We start from the raw sequence: 21588 nt of genomic DNA on the forward strand, positions 1-21588 counted from the left end.
TCAAGAAACATTCATATTATTAATGAAAAAAATTATACAAGTTATGAAATATTTTTTTTACATTTCCATAAGTTTATTTGTTTTTAATTTTTCTTTAGCACAAGATGTGAATATAGAGGAAAATATTAGTCTTAGCTTTGTATGTGAATTAGAAAAAAAAATAGTTAAGAATGCAGAATATAATTATCAAACTTTTTTAGCTAAGGATTTAGAGGATAAAGATTTAGATAAATTTGAAATCAATGCAAAACAACCAAAAACACTTTTAATAAATGGATTATCTTCATTTCTTTCAAAAAAAGAAAAACTAACAGTTAGAATAGTAAACAAAGACGTAGTTTTATTTAAAGCTATTGATGAAGAAAAAAACTACTCTGAATCAGGAATTATAAATAGAAAATCTGGTGAATTAATTCATGAAATTACAAGAGACATGAAAAGTGAAAACTCTGAAAAAGATATTTCTTTTTATTCATGTAAAAAAAATGAGAAAAAAGTCTGATTTTTTTTTATCTAATTTTGTGTAAAATATAATAATGAAAAAATATCTTATTTGTATTATTTTAAGTTTTTTAACCACATCTATAGCCCTAGCCCGAAGTACCGGATGTAAAGAGGGAAACTGTGAAAACGGCTTTGGAAAATGGGTGTACACAGATAAAACCACCTATGAAGGAGAGTGGGTTCAGACGCAAAAAGAGGGTAATGGAACTGAAACTTGGCCAAATGGCTATATTTATAAAGGTGAATTTAAAAATAGCGAATGGAGTGGTCAAGGTATTTTAACTTTTCCTGATGGCTCAACTTATGATGGGGAATGGACTAATGGCTTCATGAATGGTGAAGGAAAATTTACCTGGTCCGATGGAAAGGAAAAAATAGGAATTTGGAAAAATGGGAAGTTACAAGAATAATTAAAATAATAATGGAAAAAAAATATTTAGATAAATTAAGAAACTTACCTCATGCACTTAATCAATTTGTTGGTCTTATTTCAGTTACCGTTGTTGTAATTTTATTTTTTGTAACTCTAAATATCTTTTTTGGTCAAGGAGATGAATTAGTTAAAAAGATGAAAATAGAAGAAGAAAGAATTGCAAAAGAAAGAAAACTAAGTGAACTGACATCAAGTCTTCCATCAGGTATTTTAGTAACTTTTGATGGAACGAATCATTTTAAATTAACAGATGAATTGTATGAGGCAGTTTGTAATGCAACAAAACTTATTCCACAACGTGCAATTATGGGTGCAAATTTTTTAAATTTTAAGGCACATGAAATTTATACTAAGAATGGAAATCTAATTGATGAAACATTTGTTAAATGGGACAAAGACAAAAACAAATGTATTACAGGTTATACGGTAAGTGGAAATAACATTGGGATAGATGAAACAATTACTGTTACTGGTGAAGCTTTAAGTTTTTTAAGTACTGGTATTGATACAAGAGTTTATTTTATTAAAAATTTTTAAGGAGGAAAAACAATAAATAAAAATAATATACAGTGTATTTTATTTCTATTTCGTATAACTTATTAATACATTATGAGCGATCCTGTAATTAAATGTGAATCAGTTTACAAAATTTTTGGCTCTAATGCCAAGAAGATGCTTCATGAAGCAAATGGAAATGTGGATGCAAAAACATTTCAAGATAATGGGTGTATAGTTGGTGTAAATAATGCCTCTTTTGAAGTTGTAAAAGGTGAAATGTTAGTTGTGATGGGGCTATCTGGTTCAGGAAAATCAACATTACTAAGATGTATTTCTAGATTAACAGATGCAACAAGCGGAAAAATTTATATAGACGGTCAAGATTTACTTACACTAAATAATAAAGAATTAATTGAACTTAGAAGAAATAAGATGGGAATGGTTTTTCAAAGTTTTGCTTTACTGCCTCATAAAACAGTTGTTGAAAATATTGCTTTTCCACTTCAAATCAAAGGGATTAAAACTCAAGATAGCATCAATAAAGCAATGGAAATGGTTAAACTTGTAGGTCTTGATGGAAGAGAAAACTACTTTCCAAGAGAACTTTCTGGTGGACAACAACAAAGAGTAGGTATTGCTCGATCATTAGCGGTTGAGCCCGATATTTGGTTTTTAGATGAACCATTTTCTGCATTAGATCCATTAATTAGAAAAGAAATGCAGGATGAATTTTTAAGACTTCAAGAAAAGTTACAAAAAACAATTATGTTTATTACTCATGATTTTGATGAGGCATTAAGACTTGCTGACCGTATTGCAATTATGAAGGATGGAGTTATTGAGCAATTGGATACACCCGCCAACATTGTCTTAAATCCAGCAACTGAATATGTAAGAAAATTTACCGAAGAAGTACCTAGGGGAAAGGTTCTAAAAATAGCAGATCTAATGGAAAAACCAGAAACTGAAAATTTAAGTGATTTCAAAGTTTCGAAAAATGAAATAATTGAAAATGTGGCTGAAAAAATTTTAACTCAAGAAAAATCTGTAGCTGTTACAGATGAAAATAATAAAATTGTTGGAAGCGTTCACCCCTCAAAAATAATTCATACTGTTTTTTCAAGGGAGAAAAAATAAAGGCAAAATATGGAATTATTAAAAAAATATCCAAAATTTTTTCAATGGTTATTTTTGTTAATTGTATTTTTTAGCTTATGTTTTGCAATAGAAGTTCCTGAAACTTATAATTTTATAAGAGGCCAAGCCGAATTCATTAAAGACCCTAATCAAAGTACTTACACATTATTTGGTGCTGAGGTGAGATATTATGCGTTTGATGTTTTTTGGAGACTACCACCTTTACTTGGATGGTTGCCTATTTGGATAAACGATTCTTTATTTTTTTTAATGAATGAATGGATGCCAATGGAGTTTTGGAATGAAGACATTCAAGAGTTCAGAACTCAACCTCTACTTTTACAAATTACAAGAAATTTAACTTCATTTATGACGTTTCTTATAGAGTTAATAAGAGAAATTTTATTAGGAGGTGTTGAAACAATTGTTTCATTTAGTAGTTGGGATTGGATAGATGCAAATCCATGGGCAGAACTGCCAGGATTACCTTGGACAATCGTTACAGCAGGTGCGGTAATACTTGGATATAAATTAAGCGGTAAAGGCTTAGCTTTATTTGCAGGTTTAGTCATGATTTATATTTCTGTTTTTGGTCAATGGAAACCTTCGATGCAAACTCTTTCTTTTATATTAGTAGCAGCACCACTTTCTTTTCTTTTTGGTTTAACTTTTGGAGTTATGGCATTTAAAAGCAAACGTGTAGAAAAATTCTTATATCCAATACTTTTGGTTATGCAAACTATGCCTCAATACGCAGTATTAGTTCCTGCAATTGTTCTTTTTGGCATTGGTGATCATGCTGCAGTTATTATAACTATGGTTGTAGCGGTTCCACCAATGATATTATTAACCTTGTTAGGTCTAAGAGGAATACCCTCTGAGGTTATTGAGGCTGGTAGAATGAGTGGGTGTAATAATTGGCAACTGATGACTAAAGTATTAATTCCTACTGCTAGAAGAGATATTTTAATTGGAGTTAACCAGGTCATAATGGTGTGTTTTTCTATGGCAGTTATTTCAGCTTTTATAGGAGCAAAAGGTTTAGGGTTTAATTTATTATTAGCATTAAACCAGCTAAATATTGGATTAGCATTAGAGGCTGGTTTATGTATTAGTTTGATTGCAATACTTTTGGATAAGATGTCCTTAGCTTGGGCAAATAAGCAAATAGATTATTTTGGTAACTTGACTTATTTTCAGCGTAATAAAAATATATTATTTTTTGCAGCTGCTGTAATTCTAGGAATTATTTTTTCATATCTGGGGTCATTTTATTTTAAAGATGGGTCTAATTATTTATTTGAAGTTCCTCACAATAAAGGAATATCAACAGCAGATTTTTGGAATAAAGGTGTGGATTGGATTTGGGATACTTTCTTTCATACTTTAAAGATTTTTAATACTTGGTTGATAGTAGATGTGTTGCAACCCATGAGAGCTTTATATTTAAGAATGCCAGCAGTTGCTACTTTAGTTTTAGTCATTGGAGCGGGTTATATAATTGGAGGAATTCGTTCAGCTCTTGTAGTGGGCGGATTAACTTTATTTATTGCATTGAGTCCTTGGTGGGATAGAGCTTTAGTTACATTGTACATGGCAACTTTTGGAGTTTTTATATCCACTATAATTGGATTTACAGTTGGAATTATATCATTTCAAAACAAGCATACTGCAAATTTTATGCTGGGCGTTTGTGATATCTTTCAAACCTTCCCTTCGTTTGTATACTTGATTCCTGTGATGATGCTTTTTGGAGTTACAGATACTTCAGTATTAATTGCTGTAATAGTTTATGCAACTATACCTGCAACAAGGTATACTATTGAAGGTTTAAGAAGTGTTCCAGAAGCTTTACATGACGCTGCCACAATGTCAGGTGTAAATAAAGTACAAAGGTTATTAAAAATTGAATTCCCTTTAGCTTTTCCTCACATGATGCTTGGTTTAAATCAAACAATTGTATTTGCTTTGTTCATGGTAATTATTGGGGCTTTTATTGGAACAGAAGATTTAGGACAGTACATTCTAAAAGCTCTATCTGATAAAAAGGGTGCAGGTATAGGATTGACATTGGGACTTTGTGTTGCTTTTATTGGCCTAATATTTGACCATTTAATCAGAACGTGGGTTGGGAAAAGAAAAAAACACCTTGGTATAGGATAGCTAATATTCTCTTAAACTAGATAATAAATCTTTTATTTATTTAAAAATGTTTTTAAAGAGTCGTCCATAGCTTCTTCCCATGGTGTATGGTGAATTGGTCCAACAGAGCCTGTCACTGGTGAAGCAAATGATTTATTTCTATAAGTCATTATATTTTCCACTTTATGATGTTCCCATTCTTTAAAAGTTTTTCTAATTAATTCAAAATTAATTTTAGGATAATCAGATAAATCATGAAGTTCTTTGGTGTACTCAGTTTGAAAATCTATCATTTGTTCAGGATTTTCCAATTTTTCTTCCATTGATACCCATTTATTAATATCTTTTTCAATTTCAGAGTCATTTGGAACTTTAATTTTTCCCATTATAACATCCCTTGCAAACCAAGCCTGACAATCAAACATATTAAAAGTATGAAATTGATCTTGCATACCTAAATACATTAATTTGTGATTATTTTGCCAAACTACACCTTTGTATAGCATCGGAGGATACAATCTATTGCCAGTTTTTAATTTAAGATCTTCAGATATAAAAGGGAAATGATGAAGATATCCAGTACATAAAATTACAGCATCTGCTTCTTGCACGTGGCCATCTTTAAATATTGCCTTATTCCCCTCAAGTCTATCTAGATGAAAAACTTCTTTCATACCTTTGGGCCATTTAAATCCCATTGGATTGTGTCTATAACCAATAGTAACACTTTTTGCCCCATACTTATGACACTGAAGAGCAACATCTTCAGCAGAATAACTACTTCCTAAAACAACAACATTCTTGCCTCGAAATTCTTCTGCATCTCTAAAATCATGAGAATGCATTATTCTTCCAGGAAATGATTTCATTCCAGGATATTCTGGGATGAATGGAACCGAAAAATGACCAGTAGATACAATTACGTAATCAAAAATATCTTTCGAAATTTTGTCATTTTTTTTATCTCGATAAGTAACCTCAAAGTTACTGTTTACATAAGAAACATTAGTAACAGAGGTGTTAAATTTTATTTTAGATTTTATATTTCCCTTTTTAACTCTACCTAAAATATAATCATATAAAACTGCTCTAGGTGGAAAAGAAGGAATTGGTTTTCCAAAGTGTTCATCAAATGAGTAGTCAGCAAATTCTAAACATTCTTTAGGGCCGTTTGACCAAAGATATCGATACATACTATTAGGTACAGGGTCACCGTATTGATCAGATCCAGTTCTCCAACTGTAATTCCATAATCCTCCCCAATCTTCTTGCTTATCAAAACAAACTATTTCAGGTATTTTTTCACCATTTTTTTCTGCTTGTTCAAAGGATCTTAAAGCGGACAAACCACAAGGGCCAGCACCAATAATAGCTACTTTTGTCATAATATCATCTCTCTCTATAAATTTATAACTGTACTTTACCAACAAAATGCTAAAAATTAATATAAAAAAATACTAAATTATGAAAAAAATTATTATTATTGGTGCTGGAGCAATGGGATCAGCTTTTGCTGTACCATGTCTTGAAAACCAAAATGAGGTAACACTCGTTGGTACGCATTTAGAAGATGATTTAATAAATAATATTAAATCTAATAACAATCTTCATCCAGCTTTAAATATTGAATTACCATCAAAATTGAAGGTAGAAAAATTTGAAAAATTACAATCAATACTTGAAGAGGGAGTAGACATCATGGTTGCTGGAGTTAGCTCGGTAGGAATTGAATGGTTTGTTAAGCAAATTACAAAGAGCTACAAAAAAAATCTTCCCATTATTTTATTAACCAAAGGCCTGGCTATTGAGGGTAATGAATTAATAACACTTTCAGATAAAATTAAAAAACTTCTCAAAGATGAAGGTCATACACAAGTAAATATTTCAGCGATTAAAGGACCCTGTTTGGCAGCAGGTCTTGCATATAAAATGAGGACAGGCACAGTTATTGCAAACCCAGATATCAAAGAAACTGAAAAATTAAAAAAAATTATATCAACAGATTACTATTCAACAGAAGTATCAGATGACTTAACTGGCATTGAATTATCAGGTGCAATTAAAAATATTTATTCTATGTTAATTGGAGCCTCAGAAGGGTTAAGTAATTCAAAAGCACCTAAAGAAATTCAATCTAAATATTATTTAAATACATCAGCCTCATTAATTCATAGATCAATATCTGAAATGGTTGAGTTTGTTTCTTTCTATGGAGGAAGACCTGAAACTGTTTATGGCCTAGCTGGTTTAGGTGATTTGTATGTTAGTGCAATAGGAGGAAGAAATAGCTTGATGGGAAAATATTTAGGTGAAGGATACCTTTATAAAGAAGCTAAAGAAAAATTTATGAAAAATATTACAGTTGAAGGTGCACAACTTGCATTGGAAATTGGTCCTAAAATTTTACAAGATCTTAATTCTAAACATTTTCCATTAATGTTTAGTATGTTAAATACTATATGCGATAATAAGAAATTAGAAATTCAATGGTAAAAAATATATTAATATTTGTTTTTATAATACTTGGAATGGTGGTTATTTTAAATTTTAGCGACCATAATCTTAAAAGAGCAGTAGATGCCTGTTTAGCTGGAAGCCAAAAACTATCTAAATCTAAAATTACTGATCTTGCGGAAGCTAAAAAATTTTGTGAAGAAGAAATTAAAAAAAATAAAAATTAGAAATTTATGCCAAAAATATTTTCAATTTATGTAAATATAATAGACAACATTTGTGTCAAAGTTGGCAGATTTGTAATGTACGGTGTTTTTTTTATGATGTTTCTTTTAATATTATCTTTCGTTACGAGAAACATTATTAACTATCCTTTAATGTGGATTATAGAGATGGCTCAATTTACTCTTACAGCGTATTATTTACTTGGGGGTGGCTACTCGATGATTACTGATGATCATGTTAGAATGGATTTATTCTATGGGAAACTATCTGCAAAAGGTAAAGCTAAAATGGATGTTTTTACAAGTATTTTCTTGATTTTTTTCTTGGTAGTTCTTCTTTATGGCTCTATTTCAAGTTTACAATATACATTGGAATACAAACAAAAACTTTTTACTGCTTGGGCGCCTTATCTTTGGCCCATAAAATCTTTGATGTTACTGGGTATACTCTTGATGTTATTACAAGCTTTTTCAATGTTAATTAAAGATATCGCAAAAATTAAAGGTATTAAAATATAATGCTCGCTCAATATCTAAGTTATGAATTTATTGCATTGTTCATGTTCATAACGATGTTGGCAATGATGTTTACTGGTCAAAGAGTGTTTGGTGCAATTGGATTTGTGGCTGTTATTTCAGCATTATTAGTTTGGGGAAATGGAGCTATTGAAATGCCATATACGGCTACATGGAAACTTTTTAAGTGGTATCCAATGCTTACGCTTCCACTTTTTATTTACATGGGTTTTATGATTTCAGAGTCAGGTATTGCTAGCGATTTATATAAAATGTTCCATGTATTTTTTGGTGGAATAAAAGGAGGCTTAGCAATTGGTACAATGTTCATGATGGTTGGAATTTCAGCTATGAATGGATTAAGTGTTGCTGGTATGGCGATTGGAGCAACCATTGCTCTCCCTGAAATGTTAAAACGTAATTATGATAAAAGAATGATTACTGGTGTCGTTCAAGCAGGAAGTTCGTTAGGAATTTTAATACCTCCAAGTGTTGTGATGGTTCTTTATGGTATGATCGCACGTCAACCAGTAAGTAAACTTTGGCTTGCAGGACTTTTACCAGGTCTTTTAATGGCTACCTTATTTATAATTTATATTTATGTAAGATGTCGTCTTCAACCTGAATTAGGTCCTGTATTAAGTGAAAAAGAAAGAAATATTCCACTTAAAGAAAAACTAAAACTTTTAACAGCTGGAATAATTCCATTTGTAATATTTATGTCCATGACTGGATTATTCTTAATGGGTATAGCAAGTTTAGTTGAGTGTTCTGCTGTAGGTGCTTTACTTGCAACTTTAGCATCCATTTACAAAAAAAGATTTACTCGAAAAGTTCTTGATACAACACTTAGAAAAACTCTTGGTGTTTCTTGCATGTTTATGTGGATAATATTAGCTGCACTATGTTTTGGAGCGGTATTTGATGGACTTGGTGCTGCGCGTGCAATTGAAACTTTATTTATAGAAAGATGGCACTTAACTCCTTGGGGAGTTTTAATTATGATGCAACTTTCCTATATATTTATGGGAATGTTTTTAGATGATACGGCGATGTTAGTTATAGTGGCGCCACTTTATGTACCTCTAATTATCTCATTGGGATTCGATCCAATCTGGTACGGCGTTCTTTACACAATTACATGTCAGATTGCATATATGACCCCTCCGTTTGGTTATAATTTATTTCTTATGAGAGCAATGGCACCAAAAGAAATAACTTTATCTGATATTTATAAATCTATTACACCGTTTCTCTTAGTGATGCTCTTAGCATTGATTTTGGTTATGGTTTTTCCTCAAATTGCAACTTATCTTCCAAATAAGTACTTATAAAAAATAATAATACAACTTTAGGTTTTAAAGTTGAAAAAATTATTATTTAGTTGAATAAAATATTTCATTTTTTGGTTTAATCATAATTTTTTTTATAATAGGGTTTAAGAATACTTTTTAACTAATAGGGAGAGTTAATGAAAAAAGAAAAAAAAATAATAACAAGTAAGAGGCGATCGTTTATTAAGAAAGCTGGCTTGTTAACTTTTGGTGTAGCAGGAGCAAGTGTTGTTAAAGCACCTTACGCTTATTCTGCATCAAACCCAATTAAATGGAGGCTTCAAACATATTCAGGGGCTCCGCTTGGTGCACATGTTATCAAACCACAAATTGAAGCATTTAATAAAGCTGCTTATGGTGAAATGGAAATTGAACTGTATTATGCGGATCAATTAGTTCCTACCGATGAACTATTCAGAGCCATGCAAGCAGGAACTCTAGATGCCGTACAAAGTGATGATGCTACAATGGGATCACCAGTTGATATCTCAGTGTTTGGTGGATACTTTCCATTTGCAACTAGATACAGCTTAGACGTTCCAGCTTTATTTAAATATTATGGTTTAAATGAAATTTGGGATGAAGCTTATAGTGAGGTTGAAGGTGTTAAATGGTTGAGCACAAGTGCTTGGGATCCATGTCATCTTTTCACTGTAAACAAAAAAGTTACTTCTTTAGCAGATATGAAGGGCCTAAGAGTTTTTGGTGTTCCTACTGCTGGAAAATTCTTGGCGCAATACGGTCTAATACCAGTTACGGTTCCTTGGGATGATGTGGAAGTTGCTATGCAAACCGGAGAACTAGATGGTGTTGCTTGGTGCGGGTTTACTGAGGCATATGAAGTGGGTTGGGCTGATATCTGCAAGTATGCATTAACTAACTCCGTTACAGGAGCATGGTTTGGATCTTACTTTGCTAATCAAAAAGCTTGGGACAAATTAAGTCCAAAACTTCAAGCACTTTACAGAATGTCTATTAATGACTCTCATTATTATAGACAAGTTTGGTATTGGGGTGGAGAAGCTGATCTTCGTGTTAATGGGAAAAAAATGGAACTAACAAGTCTTCCTGATAATGAATGGGCTAAAGTCGTAAACGACTCTAAAGCATTCTGGGATGAGACTTCAAGTATTAGTCCAAGAGCTAAAAAAGTTGTGGATGCATTTAAGTTATATGCAAACACAATGGAAAAAGCTGGATACCCTTATAGATAATAAATATTTTTTAGGCGCCTCAAGAAAGAGGCGCCTAAAGTTAATAACTACGGATTAGCCGTAAGACCCCCATCAACAATCAATTCAGTTCCAGTAATATAATCTGCTTGATCACTTAATAAGAATAAAGAAGCATTTGAAATATCTTCGGGTTTACCTACTTTATTTAAAGGAATAAATTTTTCTAAATTTTTCTTTGTATTAGGATTTTTTTTCCATCTAATCTGCATACCCGTATCTATTGGCCCAGGTAAGATTATATTTGATCTAATTTTGTTAGATGCAAATTGAATGGCAAAGGACTTTGAAAGTCTAATCATTGCTGCTTTTGAAGCACCATAAGCGTCTTGAGGTTTGTCATCACCAGATAATGCATCAATGGAAGATATATGCACCATTGAACCAAATTTATTTTTAATCATTTTAGGTACAATAATTTTTGAAAGATACATCATAGATTTTAAATTTATTTCAAAAACTTTATCCCATACATTAAAATCTATATTTACCGCTGATACATCTTTATCAAACCAAAGAACACCAGTTGTATTAACTAGGTAGTCCAATCTTTTGTGTTTTTTATAAAAATTATCGATATATACTTTCAATTTATTAAAATTAGTTACATCAACTTTTTTAAATTCACATTTTTTATTATTATCTAAAAATTCTTTACTAGGACTTTTTAAATCTAACATTAAAACTGAAATATTGTTTTGAGATAGTTTTTTTGACATCTCTAAACCCATACCACCACTTGCACCAGTGATTACAGCAGTTTTACCTTTAAAATTTAATTTCATTTTATTGTTCTTTTCTTAAGTGAAAGCTTTTTGGTGAAGTTAATTTTTCATAAGCTACCTCAGATAGCGAACAACCTTTTCCGGTTTCATTAACACCAGTCCATGATAATGCAGGATCTAGATAATCACATCTATTCATATAAAACGTGCCTGTATTAATTTGATTGCCAATTTTTTGAGCAACATCAAGATCTTTTGTCCAAACTGAAGCTGTTAATCCATAAGGACTATCATTCATTAATTTAATTGCTTCATTATCATCTTTAACCTTCATAATCCCAACACAGGGTCCAAAAGTTTCTTCAGTCATAAAAGCCATATCATGGTTCACGTTTGTTAAAACCTGAGGAATTAAATAATTTTTATGTTCTTTTGAAAAGTTAAATTTACTTTCATCAATCATTTTTTTTGCACCTTTATCAATTGCAGAGTTTATTTGTTGTAAAATAAAATCAGCAGCTGATAGTTTAACCACAGGACCTAAGTTGGTTTCTTTTTCTAATGGATTTCCAAGTTTGTAATTATAAGTTTTTGAAACAAACAATTCTAAAAAATTATTATAAATTTTTTCATCAACATAAATTCTTTCTATTCCACAACATGATTGACCTGAGTTAAAAAAAGATCCATCAACCAAATTTTCAACTGTTTTTTCTAAGTCACAATCATATCTGGCATAAGCTGGATCTTTACCACCCAATTCTAAAGTCATATCAATAAATTTATTCTGAGTTGCTCTTTGAACATCGTAACCTGCTTTTACTGATCCAGTGAATGAGACAAAATTAATTCGCTTATCAGAAACAATTTTTAAACTATCTTCATGGTTTAAATGTAAATAATTAAAAATATCCTTAGGCAGAATTTTTTTAGCTGATTGGTAAAGTTGCTCAGAACATAAAGGGGTTTGAGCAGAATGTTTTAATATAACAGAATTACCTGCTGCCATAGCTGGTATTATAGAGTTTACTGCAACGAGGTATGGATAGTTCCATGGCGCTATTACAAAAACTACACCAAGAGCTTTTCTTTTTATATAACTTTTAAAATTATCATCTTTTGCTACATCAATATTTGATAATTTCTTTTCTGCAATAGATAGCATGTAATCGGCTCTTTCTTTAAAGCCCTTTAATTCACCAGCCGCTTGAGAAATAGGTCTACCAATTTGTCTACTTAGTTCTTCACAAATCAGATCGCTTCTTGATAAAAAATCTTCAACAAAACTTGTTAATAGTTTTACTCTTTCTTTAATATCTAGATCGGCCCACATTTTTTGAGCTTTCATTGAGCCATTAATAGTTTCTTCTATTTTAGCTCCATCATAATTTCTTTCGATATAAAGGGTATTATCAATAGGTGTAATAGTTTTTTGCATAAATATTTCGGTTAAAATTATTTTAGAAAGTGATATACATCAACCAACTTTATAAAACACTAAAACATAATATGCAAAAATACAACTGGAATTATCCTACTACAATGTGGGTAGGTGAAAATAGAATTAATGATGTTGCTTCAGCATGTAAAAATTTAAACATTAAAAAGCCACTGCTTGTTACTGATAATGGATTAGCTCAATCAGTTATTGTTAAAAACACTTTATCGATTTTAAAAGAGGGTGGAATTATTGCTGCATTATATTCAAATGTTGTTGGTAACCCAACTGGCACGAATGTTAATGAAGGTGTTGATAGTTATAAAAAAAACAATTGTGATGGTGTTATTGCGTTTGGAGGTGGTAGTGGTTTAGATGTTGGTAAAGCAGTTGCTTTTATGTCAGGTCAAAATCTACCTATTTGGGATTTCGAAGATGTTGGAGATAATTGGACTAAAGCAAACTCTGATAAGATTGCTCCCATTATTGCAGTACCTACTACTGCGGGCACTGGTTCTGAAACTGGCAGAGCATCAGTAATATTAAATGAAGAAACAGGCGTGAAAAATATTATTTTTCATCCAAAATTTTTACCATCAATAGTTATTTTAGATCCAATTTTAACAGTTGGATTACCAGCAAAAATGACTGCAGCAACTGGAATGGATGCACTAGCACATAATTTAGAAGCCTATTGTGCACCAGGCTATCATCCGATGGCAGATGGAATTGCTTTAGAAGGAATGAGATTAATTGATAAGTGGCTATTAGAAGCTGTTAGCAATGGATCTAATATTGAAGCAAGAATGAATATGTTAACAGCAGCTAGTATGGGCTCAACTGCATTTCAAAAAGGACTAGGAGCAATTCATTCTCTAAGTCACCCTGTCAATGCATTAAATAATATTCATCACGGTTTATCTAATGCAATATTTATGCCTTACGTGTTAACTTTTAACAAAGATGTAATTGAAAAGAAAATAATTAAAATTTGTGACTATTTAGAACTTAAAGACAGATCTTTTGATGGTTTTGTTAACTGGGTTTTAGATTTAAGAAAAAAACTTGATATGCCTCATAAATTATCAGAAGTGATTGATGAAAAAGATTTTGATATTGATAGATTATCAAAAATGGCTTTAGCAGACCCATCTACTGGAGGAAATCCAAAAAAATTAACTGAGGATGATATGAGGATAATGTACCAGAACAGTATGACGGGTGAATTGTTTAAATGAGTGATTTAAATATTTTAATTGTTGAAGGAAATATTAGAGAAGATAGTGAGTTTTTTATTAAAGCAGCTGGAGCTTCTGCAGCAGATAATTTAAAAAATTTAATCTTAAAAATAGAACCATCTGCAATTACTGAAATTATAAATCCTGGTAATGATGATGAGACTACGAATGCTCTAAAAGACATGAGTAAATATAATGGTATTGTCTTTACGGGTGGTGCAATGCGAATAAATGATATGACGGATGTGATTAAGAAACATATTAATTTTGCATCAAATTGTTTTACTCAAAAAAAGAAGATTTTAGCTATTTGTTGGGGATTACAAGTTTGTTCTACAGCAGCTGGAGGCAAGGTAAACCCTGGTAAAAATGGTGCTCACATTGGAATTGCATCAGATGTAATTATTAATAATGAAGGTGAGAAGCATTTTATTTACAAAGATAAGAAAAAAATTTTTACATCACCAGCATTTAATTTTGATGAAGTAAGTGAATTACCGGAAAATGCTATTCTTCTATCAAGTGATAAAGTTAACAATGTAATGGGTGTTAGTTTTAGAGCGGGAAACTCTGAAATTATTGGCTTACAGTATCATCCTGATTATGAGTACTTTCAGATGCTTAAACTTATTGAAGGTCGTAAAGAACGACTATTTGTAAATAAAAATTTTTTAAATGAAGAAGAGTATGAAAGTCATATCTCATACATAAAATCTCAAAACGAACTATTAGATTTTAATGACAGAACATGTGAAGTTAGAAACTGGCTTAATTATCTGCGTAACTAGTTTCTAAAATAGACCTTCAATTTCACCATCTTTATTTAGCTTAATTGAATCTGCTGCTGGAACTCTTGGTAACCCAGGCATCGTCATAACAGCTCCACATATAACAACAATAAACTCTGCTCCAGAAGAAAGTTTAATCTCCCTAATTGGTAAAGAGTGTCCTGTTGGTGCACCTTTTAAGCTTGGATCTGTTGAGAAGCTGTATTGGGTTTTTGCAATACAAATTGGAAAGTCACCATATCCAGCATCTTCAAAGCTTTTTAATTGATCTCTAATTTTAGTATCTGCAATAACCTCATCTGCTCTATAAATTTCTTTTGCAATTGTTTCTATTTTTTTAAAAAGAGGAGTTTTACTTTCATATAAGAATTTGAATTTATCCTCATTTTTCTCACATAATTCAGCAACATGACTTGCAAGTTCTTTTGTACCTTCGCCACCATTTGCCCAATGAGTACAAAGACTTGCTTTAACCCCAATAGTGTCACAAAATTCTATCAAAGCTTTTACTTCATTCTCTGTATCTTTAATAAAATGATTAACAGCGACTGCAACTGGTAAACCAAATTTTTTTACATTTTCTACATGTCTTTGAAGGTTAACTAGACCTTTTTTTAAGGCTTCTACATTTTCTGTTTTAAGATCATCTTTTGCTACACCACCATGCATTTTTAATGCTCTAATAGTTGCAACAATTACAACACAGCTAGGTTTTAAATCTGATTTTCTACATTTAATATCAAGGAATTTTTCTGCACCAAGGTCTGCACCAAATCCTGCTTCTGTCACAACATAGTCAGCAAGTTTTAGTCCAGTCTTTGTTGCAATTACAGAATTACAGCCATGAGCAATGTTAGCAAAAGGGCCACCATGAATAATTGCAGGATTATTTTCTAAAGTTTGAGTAACGTTAGGTCGAATTGCATCTTTTAATAATACTGTCATTGGACCTTGTGCTTTTAAATCTTTAGCATAAACAGGTTTTTTATCTCTAGTATAAGCAATTGTAATATTTCCTATTCTCTTTTCTAAATCTTCCAAATCATTTGATAAGCAAAAGATTGCCATGATTTCAGATGCAACAGTAATATCAAAACCATCTTCTCTTGGAAAACCATTTGCAACTCCACCTAAGTTTATATTTATAGATCTTAAAGAACGATCGTTCATATCGATTACTCTTTTCCAGACAATTCTTCTAACATCGATATCAAGTTTATTTCCCCAATAGATATGATTATCAATTAAGGCTGATAACAAATTATGAGCTGATGTTATTGCATGAAAATCTCCAGTAAAATGTAAATTAATTTGTTCCATTGGAACTACTTGAGCATAACCACCACCAGCTGCTCCACCTTTCATTCCAAAAGAAGGACCAAGGCTTGGCTCTCTTAAACAAACAATAGATTTTTTTCCAATTTTGTTTAATCCATCATTTAAACCAACTGAAGTTGTAGTTTTTCCTTCACCAGCTGGTGTAGGAGTGATTGCCGTCACTAATACAAGTTTTCCATTTGGTTTATCTTTTAAAGTGTCTAAATATTCTAAATTAATCTTTGCAATGTGTCTTCCCATTGGACTAAAAGCTGAGCTTTCATCAGGCACATTTATCTTGGCTAAAATATCATTTATAGGTTGCATTTTAGCTTCTCTAGCTATTTGAATGTCTGACTTAACTTCGCTCATTTTAAACTCCTATAAAATTAATTTTTAATGCCCAATTGATATCTTATTTTAAATTTTTGGAAACTTCTAAAAAATATATATAAAAAAAATAAGAACTATTTATATTCCTTTGTATAAAATTATTTTATGCAAAAATATTCTATATTTAATTTGATTAAAAATGCCTTCTCTGGTCATCAAAATTGGGATTTGGCCTGGAAAGATCCAACTCCTAAAAAAGAATATGATGTGGTTATAATTGGTGGAGGTGGTCACGGCCTAGCAACTGCTTATTATTTAGCTAAAGAGCACAATATTACAAACGTTGCTATCATTGAAAAAGGTTGGATCGGGGGCGGAAATGTTGGAAGAAATACCACAATCATTAGATCAAACTACATGCATGACGATAATGCATTGTTCAGTGAGTTTGGAATGGATTTGTGGAGAAAAATGAGTCAGGATTTAAATTACAATGTAATGTTTTCTCCAAGAGGAATTATTAACCTTGCTCACTCAGATGCCCAGATGAATGTTTTCGCAAGAAGAGGAAACTCAATGCGATTAAATGGTATCGATGCAGTTTTATTAAATAGAGAAGAGGTAAAAGAAATTATTCCAATGGCTGACTTTTCAGACAATGTAAGGTTTCCTATATTTGGCGGACTGATGCAACCAAGCGCTGGAACGGCAAGGCATGATGCTGTTGCATGGGGTTATGCACGTCAAGCAGATTCAATGGGTGTAGATATTATTCAAAATTGTGAAGTAACAGGTTTTGATGTGGTAGGTGGAAAAATTCAGGGAGTTAGAACTTCACGAGGAGATATTAAAGTTAAAAAAATTGGACTGTGTGTTGCAGGTAGTACAAATATTTTAGCAGAGAAATTAAATATGACAGTACCAATTGAAACACATCTTCTACAAGCTTGTGTTTCAGAACCAGTTAAACCTGTTTTAGATAAAGTTGTAACTTTTGGTGCAGGACACTTTTATATTAGTCAGTCGGATAAAGGTGAGATGGTAATGGGAGGAGATTTGGATGGCTATAATAGCTATGCGCAAAGAGGAAACCTTCCAACCCTTCAACATGTTTTAACTGAAGGAATTGCGATGATGCCTTTTCTTAGCAAACTAAAAATGCTTAGAACTTGGGGTGGGATAATGGATATGTCTATGGATGGTTCACCTATAATAGATAAAACTCATATTGAAGGATTATATTTAAATTGTGGATGGTGTTATGGTGGATTTAAAGCAACACCAGCATCAGGATGGACATTTGCACATACAATTGCACAAGATAGAGTTCACAAATTAAATGCTGGATATAGTTTAAATAGATTTCACACAGGTCACTTATTAGATGAAAAAGGACTTGGAACTAAAACGTGGATTTCATAAATGCTTCATATTAAATGTCCTCACTGTGGGATGAGATCTCAAAATGAATTTTCATATGGTGGTGATGCAACCGTTAAAAGACCAGAGCTTAATAAAGAAGTTTCAGATCAAGATTGGGATAATTTTGTCTATAATAGAAAAAGTTTAAGAGGAAAACACAAAGAGCTATGGCAACATATATCAGGGTGCAGACAGTGGATTAAAGTAGAAAGAGACACTGCAACTCACGAAATATTTAAAACCGTTAAAGCTAGCGAAGATATTTAATATGACACAAAATTATAGATTAGATAATATTGGACTAATAAATAGAGATAAAAAAATCTCATTTAAATTTAATGGTATAACGTACTTTGGCTATGAGGGAGACACGTTAGCATCAGCATTACTTGCTAATGGAGTTCATTTAATAGGAAGAAGCTTTAAATATCATAGACCCAGAGGTTTTTTTGGTGCAGGTGTAGATGAGCCATATGCAATTGTTCAATTATACAGAAATAATGAAACTGAACCGAATGTAAAAGCTACAGAACAAGAGCTCTTTGAAGGTTTGGAAGCAACAAGTGTTAATTGTTGGCCAAGTGTTAATTTTGATATTGGTGCTATCAACAATTTGTTAAAAATATTTCTTCCAGCAGGATTTTATTACAAAACGTTTATGTGGCCAAAAAGTTTTTGGTACAAAGTTTATGAGCCATTTATAAGAAAAGCAGCAGGACTTGGGGTTGCATCAATTGAACATGACAAGGAAAGATACGAACATAAATATGAGTATTGTGATTTGTTAATTGCAGGTTCAGGACCCTCTGGTTTAGCAAGTGCATATGCTGCTGCTAAAAATGGAGCAAGAGTAATTTTAGCAGAAGACAAGCCTAGATTTGGTGGAACTTTATTAACTAGCGAGGTTAATATTGGAAATCAAACAGGAAAAGAATGGGCTGAAAATATTATTTCTGAACTTAAAGAAATGCCTAATGTTATTGTTAAAAATAGATCTCAAGTATTTGGTTACTATGATCACAATATGTTAGTGATGTCAGAAAAATTAAGTGATCACTTACCTAAAACTAAAAAATATAATCCAAAACAAAGACTTTGGTATATTAGAGCAAAAGAAGTTTTAATTTCATCAGGATCAATTGAAAGACCTTTAGTATTTGGAAATAATGATACACCAGGTGTGATGCTGTCTTCTGCAGCAAAAGAATATTTAAAAGTTTATGGAGTGTTAGTTGGTAAAAAACCTTTAATATTTACCAATAATGATAGCGGATATGAAACGGCTATAGAGTTTAAAAAAAATGGTGTTGATCCAATTATTTTAGATACAAGAAAAGAACCAAAGTCAGAAATTATAGATGAAGCAAAAAAACTAGATATTGAAATTAAATTTTCTTACGTAGTAGTTGCTGCTAAAGGGTATAAAAAAGTTAAATCAGCTGAAGTTGCTAAAATTTCTGATGATAAAAACGAACTAGGAACTTTAGAAAATATTAATTGTGATTGTATTTGTGTTTCAGGCTTTTGGACACCAACAATACATTTAGCTTCTCAATCAGGAAATAAAACTACTTTTAATAAGGATATAGATGCATTTGTACCTGGATTATCAAAACAAAATGAAACAACTTTAGGTGCTGCTAATGGAACTTTTACATTAGAAGAAACTTTAAAAAGTTCATTTGAAACTGGATATGAACTTTCAAAAAAAATTACTAATAATGATAACAAAACATCATCACCAACAGTTATGGAAAAAAAATCTACCACCCATGATAAATTTTGGTGTGTGCCTTTGCCTAAAGGAAAAACATATAAAAGATTTTTAGATTTTCAAAACGATGTAGCTGTTTCAGATGTAGAAATTGCACTAAAAGAAGGGTATCGATCCATAGAACATGTAAAAAGATACACGACACTAGGAATGGCCACAGACCAAGGAAAAACAAGTAATCTCAATGGTTTGCAATTAGTTTCAAATATTGAAAATAAAATAGTGCCAGAAGTAGGTCATACAACTTTTAGACCTCCATATACACCAGTTACTATTGGTGCAATTGTTGGAAGAGAAGTTGGCAAACATTCAAAACCAACAAGAAAATCACCAATGCACACTTGGCATGAAAAAAATAATGCTGTGTTTGTAGACGCAGGTGTTTGGTTGAGACCAAGATATTATAAAATTGGAGAAGAAACTTTATTTGAAGGTTCAAAAAGAGAAGCTAAAAATGTTAGAACAAATGTAGGTGTTTGTGACGTAACTACTTTAGGTAAAATTGACATTAAAGGACCTGATGCAGCAGAGCTACTAAATAGAGTTTACACTAATGCTTGGTTAAAACTGCCAGTTGGTAAAGCAAGGTATGGTGTAATGTTAAGAGAAGATGGAATTGTTATGGATGATGGAACAACAACGAGAATTTCTGAAAACCATTATCATATGACAACAACAACAGCACAAGCAGCAAATGTTTTATCTCATCTTGAATATTATCTACAACTTGTATGGCCAGAACTAAATGTAAAAGTGGTTTCAACTACAGAGCAATGGGCAGGAGCTGCAATTGCTGGGCCAAAATCTAGAGACTTATTACAAAAATTATTTCCAAATATTGATGCTTCAAATGAAGGGTTACCTTTTATGGGATATTTAGAAGCTGATTTATTTGGAGTTCACGCACGAATTTTTAGAATCTCATTTTCAGGAGAGCTTGCTTATGAGGTTAATGTCGAATCTGACAATGGAAACTTTATGTGGGAGAAGATAATGGAAGTAGGACAAGAATTTAAAATTCAACCTTACGGCACTGAAGCATTATCAACTCTAAGAATTGAAATGGGTCACATTGCAGGATCAGAACTTGATGGCAGAACCATTCCTTATGATAACTCTTTAGAAGGACTTGTTAGTAAAAAGAAAGACTTTATAGGGAAGCGTTCATTAGAAAGAGAAGCATTTATAGCTGAAGATAGACAAAAAGTAGTAGGAGTTGTTCCAATTGATAAGAAAACAAGTATCCCAGAAGGGTCTCATTTAGTTAAAGACGCAATGGCTCCAACACCAAATCCTAAATTAGGATATATTTCAGCATCTTGTTGGAGTGTTGAATACGATAATCCATTTTCACTAGCAATTCTTAAGGATGGAAAAAATATGATAGGGCAAAAACTATTTGCAATGTCACCTTTAAAAAATAAAACAATACCAGTTGAGATTGTTTCATCGCATTATGTTGATCCAAAAGGTGAAAGAGTAAGATCATGAGTTCAATTTCTGCTTTAAAGAATATTCATATCAAAGGTTTATTTGGCGATCATGAAGGAAAAAATGATAAAGAGCTGTTAAAAATAAGCGAATTAAGTGATTATCTAATCATTCAAATTGTTAAGTATAATAGTTCAGCAATAACTATTGAAAATATTAAGTTAGATGATTTGAACTTAAAAAATGAAACTCTAAATATAAGCTGTAACACCAATACAAGAATTTTATGGAATGGACCAAATAACTGGCTTTTAGTTTCTTCAAAAAAAGAAATTTTAAAAGAAATTAATGAAAAATTACCAGAAACAGATTTCGCCATAACAAATATATCTCATAGCAGAGCGATAATTCAAATAGAGGGAAAAAATACAAAAGAGATATTAAAAAAAGGATGCCCTTTTAATTTTAATGAATTGAAAAAAGATACTTGTTTAAATTCAATTTATAACGGAATGTCAGTTACAATTGATATGCTAGATGACAATCCAGATAAAGTTAGAATATTCACATTAAGAAGTTTTGGAGAATCTTTTTATCATTCAATTATTGATGCTTGCTTAGAATTTGGTTATAAAGGAATTTAAAAAT

The 21588-nt window shown here is 31.6% G+C and carries 20 protein-coding genes; 16 read left to right on the top strand and 4 right to left on the bottom strand.

The window, feature by feature from the left end:
- The first annotated feature begins 22 nt into the window (after positions 1 to 22).
- From AC5SLN_RS01535 to tmoV, 5 genes are all read left to right on the top strand, one after another.
- Complete coding sequence (locus tag AC5SLN_RS01535) at positions 23 to 502, top strand: hypothetical protein (RefSeq protein ID WP_006997987.1); 480 nt, start codon at positions 23 to 25, stop codon at positions 500 to 502.
- Positions 503 to 536: 34 nt separating this feature from the next.
- Positions 537 to 914, top strand: a complete 378-nt coding sequence (locus AC5SLN_RS01540) for an MORN repeat-containing protein (protein ID WP_006997988.1) — start codon at positions 537 to 539, stop codon at positions 912 to 914.
- A gap of 11 nt (positions 915 to 925) precedes the next feature.
- The gene (locus AC5SLN_RS01545; protein ID WP_011282290.1) at positions 926 to 1474 is read left to right on the top strand and encodes a hypothetical protein; all 549 of its coding nucleotides are present in this window, start codon (positions 926 to 928) and stop codon (positions 1472 to 1474) included.
- Positions 1475 to 1546: 72 nt separating this feature from the next.
- Positions 1547 to 2572: a trimethylamine N-oxide ABC transporter ATP-binding protein TmoW gene (gene tmoW, locus AC5SLN_RS01550; protein ID WP_006997990.1), complete on the top strand. Its 1026-nt coding sequence runs from the start codon at positions 1547 to 1549 to the stop codon at positions 2570 to 2572.
- A 9-nt stretch (positions 2573 to 2581) separates the two neighbouring features.
- Positions 2582 to 4735, top strand: coding sequence for a trimethylamine N-oxide ABC transporter permease protein TmoV (tmoV, locus tag AC5SLN_RS01555; protein ID WP_011282289.1), 2154 nt, complete (start codon positions 2582 to 2584; stop codon positions 4733 to 4735).
- Between the two features lie 32 nt (positions 4736 to 4767).
- Here tmoV and AC5SLN_RS01560 read toward each other — a convergent pair whose 3' ends face one another.
- Positions 4768 to 6099, bottom strand: a complete 1332-nt coding sequence (locus tag AC5SLN_RS01560; protein ID WP_011282288.1) for a trimethylamine monooxygenase — start codon at positions 6097 to 6099, stop codon at positions 4768 to 4770.
- A 79-nt stretch (positions 6100 to 6178) separates the two neighbouring features.
- Here AC5SLN_RS01560 and AC5SLN_RS01565 point away from each other — a divergent pair, with 79 nt between their 5' ends.
- From AC5SLN_RS01565 to AC5SLN_RS01585, 5 genes are all read left to right on the top strand, one after another.
- Positions 6179 to 7207: a glycerol-3-phosphate dehydrogenase gene (locus AC5SLN_RS01565; RefSeq protein ID WP_006997993.1), complete on the top strand. Its 1029-nt coding sequence runs from the start codon at positions 6179 to 6181 to the stop codon at positions 7205 to 7207.
- Positions 7201 to 7395, top strand: a complete 195-nt coding sequence (locus AC5SLN_RS01570) for a hypothetical protein (protein ID WP_011282287.1) — start codon at positions 7201 to 7203, stop codon at positions 7393 to 7395. The genes AC5SLN_RS01565 and AC5SLN_RS01570 overlap by 7 nt, the downstream gene beginning before the upstream one ends.
- 6 nt (positions 7396 to 7401) lie before the next feature.
- The gene (locus AC5SLN_RS01575) at positions 7402 to 7911 is read left to right on the top strand and encodes a TRAP transporter small permease subunit (protein WP_011282286.1); all 510 of its coding nucleotides are present in this window, start codon (positions 7402 to 7404) and stop codon (positions 7909 to 7911) included.
- Positions 7911 to 9242 carry a TRAP transporter large permease gene (locus AC5SLN_RS01580; RefSeq protein WP_011282285.1) on the top strand — a complete coding sequence of 444 codons (1332 nt, stop codon included), beginning with the start codon at positions 7911 to 7913 and terminating at the stop codon, positions 9240 to 9242. Before AC5SLN_RS01575 ends, AC5SLN_RS01580 begins: the two co-directional genes overlap by 1 nt.
- 137 nt (positions 9243 to 9379) lie before the next feature.
- Positions 9380 to 10456, top strand: coding sequence for a type 2 periplasmic-binding domain-containing protein (locus tag AC5SLN_RS01585; protein WP_011282284.1), 1077 nt, complete (start codon positions 9380 to 9382; stop codon positions 10454 to 10456).
- Positions 10457 to 10503: 47 nt separating this feature from the next.
- On the opposite strand, the gene AC5SLN_RS01590 is transcribed toward AC5SLN_RS01585, so the two are convergent.
- Both AC5SLN_RS01590 and AC5SLN_RS01595 read right to left on the bottom strand, forming a co-directional pair.
- Positions 10504 to 11259 (bottom strand): SDR family NAD(P)-dependent oxidoreductase, encoded by a 756-nt coding sequence (locus tag AC5SLN_RS01590; RefSeq protein WP_027307077.1) that lies wholly within the window; start codon positions 11257 to 11259, stop codon positions 10504 to 10506.
- A gap of 1 nt (position 11260) precedes the next feature.
- On the bottom strand, positions 11261 to 12637 hold the full coding sequence (locus AC5SLN_RS01595; RefSeq protein ID WP_027307076.1) for an aldehyde dehydrogenase family protein: 1377 nt from the start codon (positions 12635 to 12637) through the stop codon (positions 11261 to 11263).
- Positions 12638 to 12708: 71 nt separating this feature from the next.
- On the opposite strand from AC5SLN_RS01595, the gene AC5SLN_RS01600 reads away from it, so the two are divergent.
- Positions 12709 to 13875: an iron-containing alcohol dehydrogenase gene (locus AC5SLN_RS01600; protein ID WP_020169583.1), complete on the top strand. Its 1167-nt coding sequence runs from the start codon at positions 12709 to 12711 to the stop codon at positions 13873 to 13875.
- Positions 13872 to 14663: a type 1 glutamine amidotransferase gene (locus tag AC5SLN_RS01605; protein ID WP_011282280.1), complete on the top strand. Its 792-nt coding sequence runs from the start codon at positions 13872 to 13874 to the stop codon at positions 14661 to 14663. Before AC5SLN_RS01600 ends, AC5SLN_RS01605 begins: the two co-directional genes overlap by 4 nt.
- Before the next feature lie 3 nt (positions 14664 to 14666).
- Here the strand turns inward: AC5SLN_RS01605 and AC5SLN_RS01610 are convergent, their stop codons facing one another.
- A complete protein-coding gene (locus AC5SLN_RS01610; RefSeq protein WP_027307074.1) occupies positions 14667 to 16352 on the bottom strand; it encodes a formate--tetrahydrofolate ligase in 1686 nt (561 codons plus the stop codon).
- A gap of 126 nt (positions 16353 to 16478) precedes the next feature.
- Here AC5SLN_RS01610 and AC5SLN_RS01615 point away from each other — a divergent pair, with 126 nt between their 5' ends.
- Genes AC5SLN_RS01615 through AC5SLN_RS01630 form a run of 4 tightly spaced genes read left to right on the top strand, consistent with a single transcriptional unit; the run spans position 16479 to position 21584 of the window.
- Positions 16479 to 17735: a sarcosine oxidase subunit beta family protein gene (locus AC5SLN_RS01615; RefSeq protein ID WP_011282278.1), complete on the top strand. Its 1257-nt coding sequence runs from the start codon at positions 16479 to 16481 to the stop codon at positions 17733 to 17735.
- On the top strand, positions 17736 to 18002 hold the full coding sequence (locus AC5SLN_RS01620; RefSeq protein WP_006997999.1) for a sarcosine oxidase subunit delta: 267 nt from the start codon (positions 17736 to 17738) through the stop codon (positions 18000 to 18002).
- Position 18003: 1 nt separating this feature from the next.
- Complete coding sequence (locus AC5SLN_RS01625) at positions 18004 to 21000, top strand: sarcosine oxidase subunit alpha family protein (RefSeq protein WP_494593785.1); 2997 nt, start codon at positions 18004 to 18006, stop codon at positions 20998 to 21000.
- Complete coding sequence (locus AC5SLN_RS01630) at positions 20997 to 21584, top strand: sarcosine oxidase subunit gamma family protein (RefSeq protein ID WP_494593787.1); 588 nt, start codon at positions 20997 to 20999, stop codon at positions 21582 to 21584. Before AC5SLN_RS01625 ends, AC5SLN_RS01630 begins: the two co-directional genes overlap by 4 nt.
- Positions 21585 to 21588 lie beyond the last annotated feature (4 nt).

Source organism: Candidatus Pelagibacter sp. PS_31, assembly GCF_059417865.1.

Coding starts and splice junctions, on each gene's coding strand:
- AC5SLN_RS01535 (WP_006997987.1), top strand. CDS start 23: ATGAAAAAAATTATACAAGTTATGAAATATTTTTTTTACATTTCCATA.
- AC5SLN_RS01540 (WP_006997988.1), top strand. CDS start 537: ATGAAAAAATATCTTATTTGTATTATTTTAAGTTTTTTAACCACATCT.
- AC5SLN_RS01545 (WP_011282290.1), top strand. CDS start 926: ATGGAAAAAAAATATTTAGATAAATTAAGAAACTTACCTCATGCACTT.
- tmoW (WP_006997990.1), top strand. CDS start 1,547: ATGAGCGATCCTGTAATTAAATGTGAATCAGTTTACAAAATTTTTGGC.
- tmoV (WP_011282289.1), top strand. CDS start 2,582: ATGGAATTATTAAAAAAATATCCAAAATTTTTTCAATGGTTATTTTTG.
- AC5SLN_RS01560 (WP_011282288.1), bottom strand. CDS start 6,099: ATGACAAAAGTAGCTATTATTGGTGCTGGCCCTTGTGGTTTGTCCGCT.
- AC5SLN_RS01565 (WP_006997993.1), top strand. CDS start 6,179: ATGAAAAAAATTATTATTATTGGTGCTGGAGCAATGGGATCAGCTTTT.
- AC5SLN_RS01570 (WP_011282287.1), top strand. CDS start 7,201: ATGGTAAAAAATATATTAATATTTGTTTTTATAATACTTGGAATGGTG.
- AC5SLN_RS01575 (WP_011282286.1), top strand. CDS start 7,402: ATGCCAAAAATATTTTCAATTTATGTAAATATAATAGACAACATTTGT.
- AC5SLN_RS01580 (WP_011282285.1), top strand. CDS start 7,911: ATGCTCGCTCAATATCTAAGTTATGAATTTATTGCATTGTTCATGTTC.
- AC5SLN_RS01585 (WP_011282284.1), top strand. CDS start 9,380: ATGAAAAAAGAAAAAAAAATAATAACAAGTAAGAGGCGATCGTTTATT.
- AC5SLN_RS01590 (WP_027307077.1), bottom strand. CDS start 11,259: ATGAAATTAAATTTTAAAGGTAAAACTGCTGTAATCACTGGTGCAAGT.
- AC5SLN_RS01595 (WP_027307076.1), bottom strand. CDS start 12,637: ATGCAAAAAACTATTACACCTATTGATAATACCCTTTATATCGAAAGA.
- AC5SLN_RS01600 (WP_020169583.1), top strand. CDS start 12,709: ATGCAAAAATACAACTGGAATTATCCTACTACAATGTGGGTAGGTGAA.
- AC5SLN_RS01605 (WP_011282280.1), top strand. CDS start 13,872: ATGAGTGATTTAAATATTTTAATTGTTGAAGGAAATATTAGAGAAGAT.
- AC5SLN_RS01610 (WP_027307074.1), bottom strand. CDS start 16,352: ATGAGCGAAGTTAAGTCAGACATTCAAATAGCTAGAGAAGCTAAAATG.
- AC5SLN_RS01615 (WP_011282278.1), top strand. CDS start 16,479: ATGCAAAAATATTCTATATTTAATTTGATTAAAAATGCCTTCTCTGGT.
- AC5SLN_RS01620 (WP_006997999.1), top strand. CDS start 17,736: ATGCTTCATATTAAATGTCCTCACTGTGGGATGAGATCTCAAAATGAA.
- AC5SLN_RS01625 (WP_494593785.1), top strand. CDS start 18,004: ATGACACAAAATTATAGATTAGATAATATTGGACTAATAAATAGAGAT.
- AC5SLN_RS01630 (WP_494593787.1), top strand. CDS start 20,997: ATGAGTTCAATTTCTGCTTTAAAGAATATTCATATCAAAGGTTTATTT.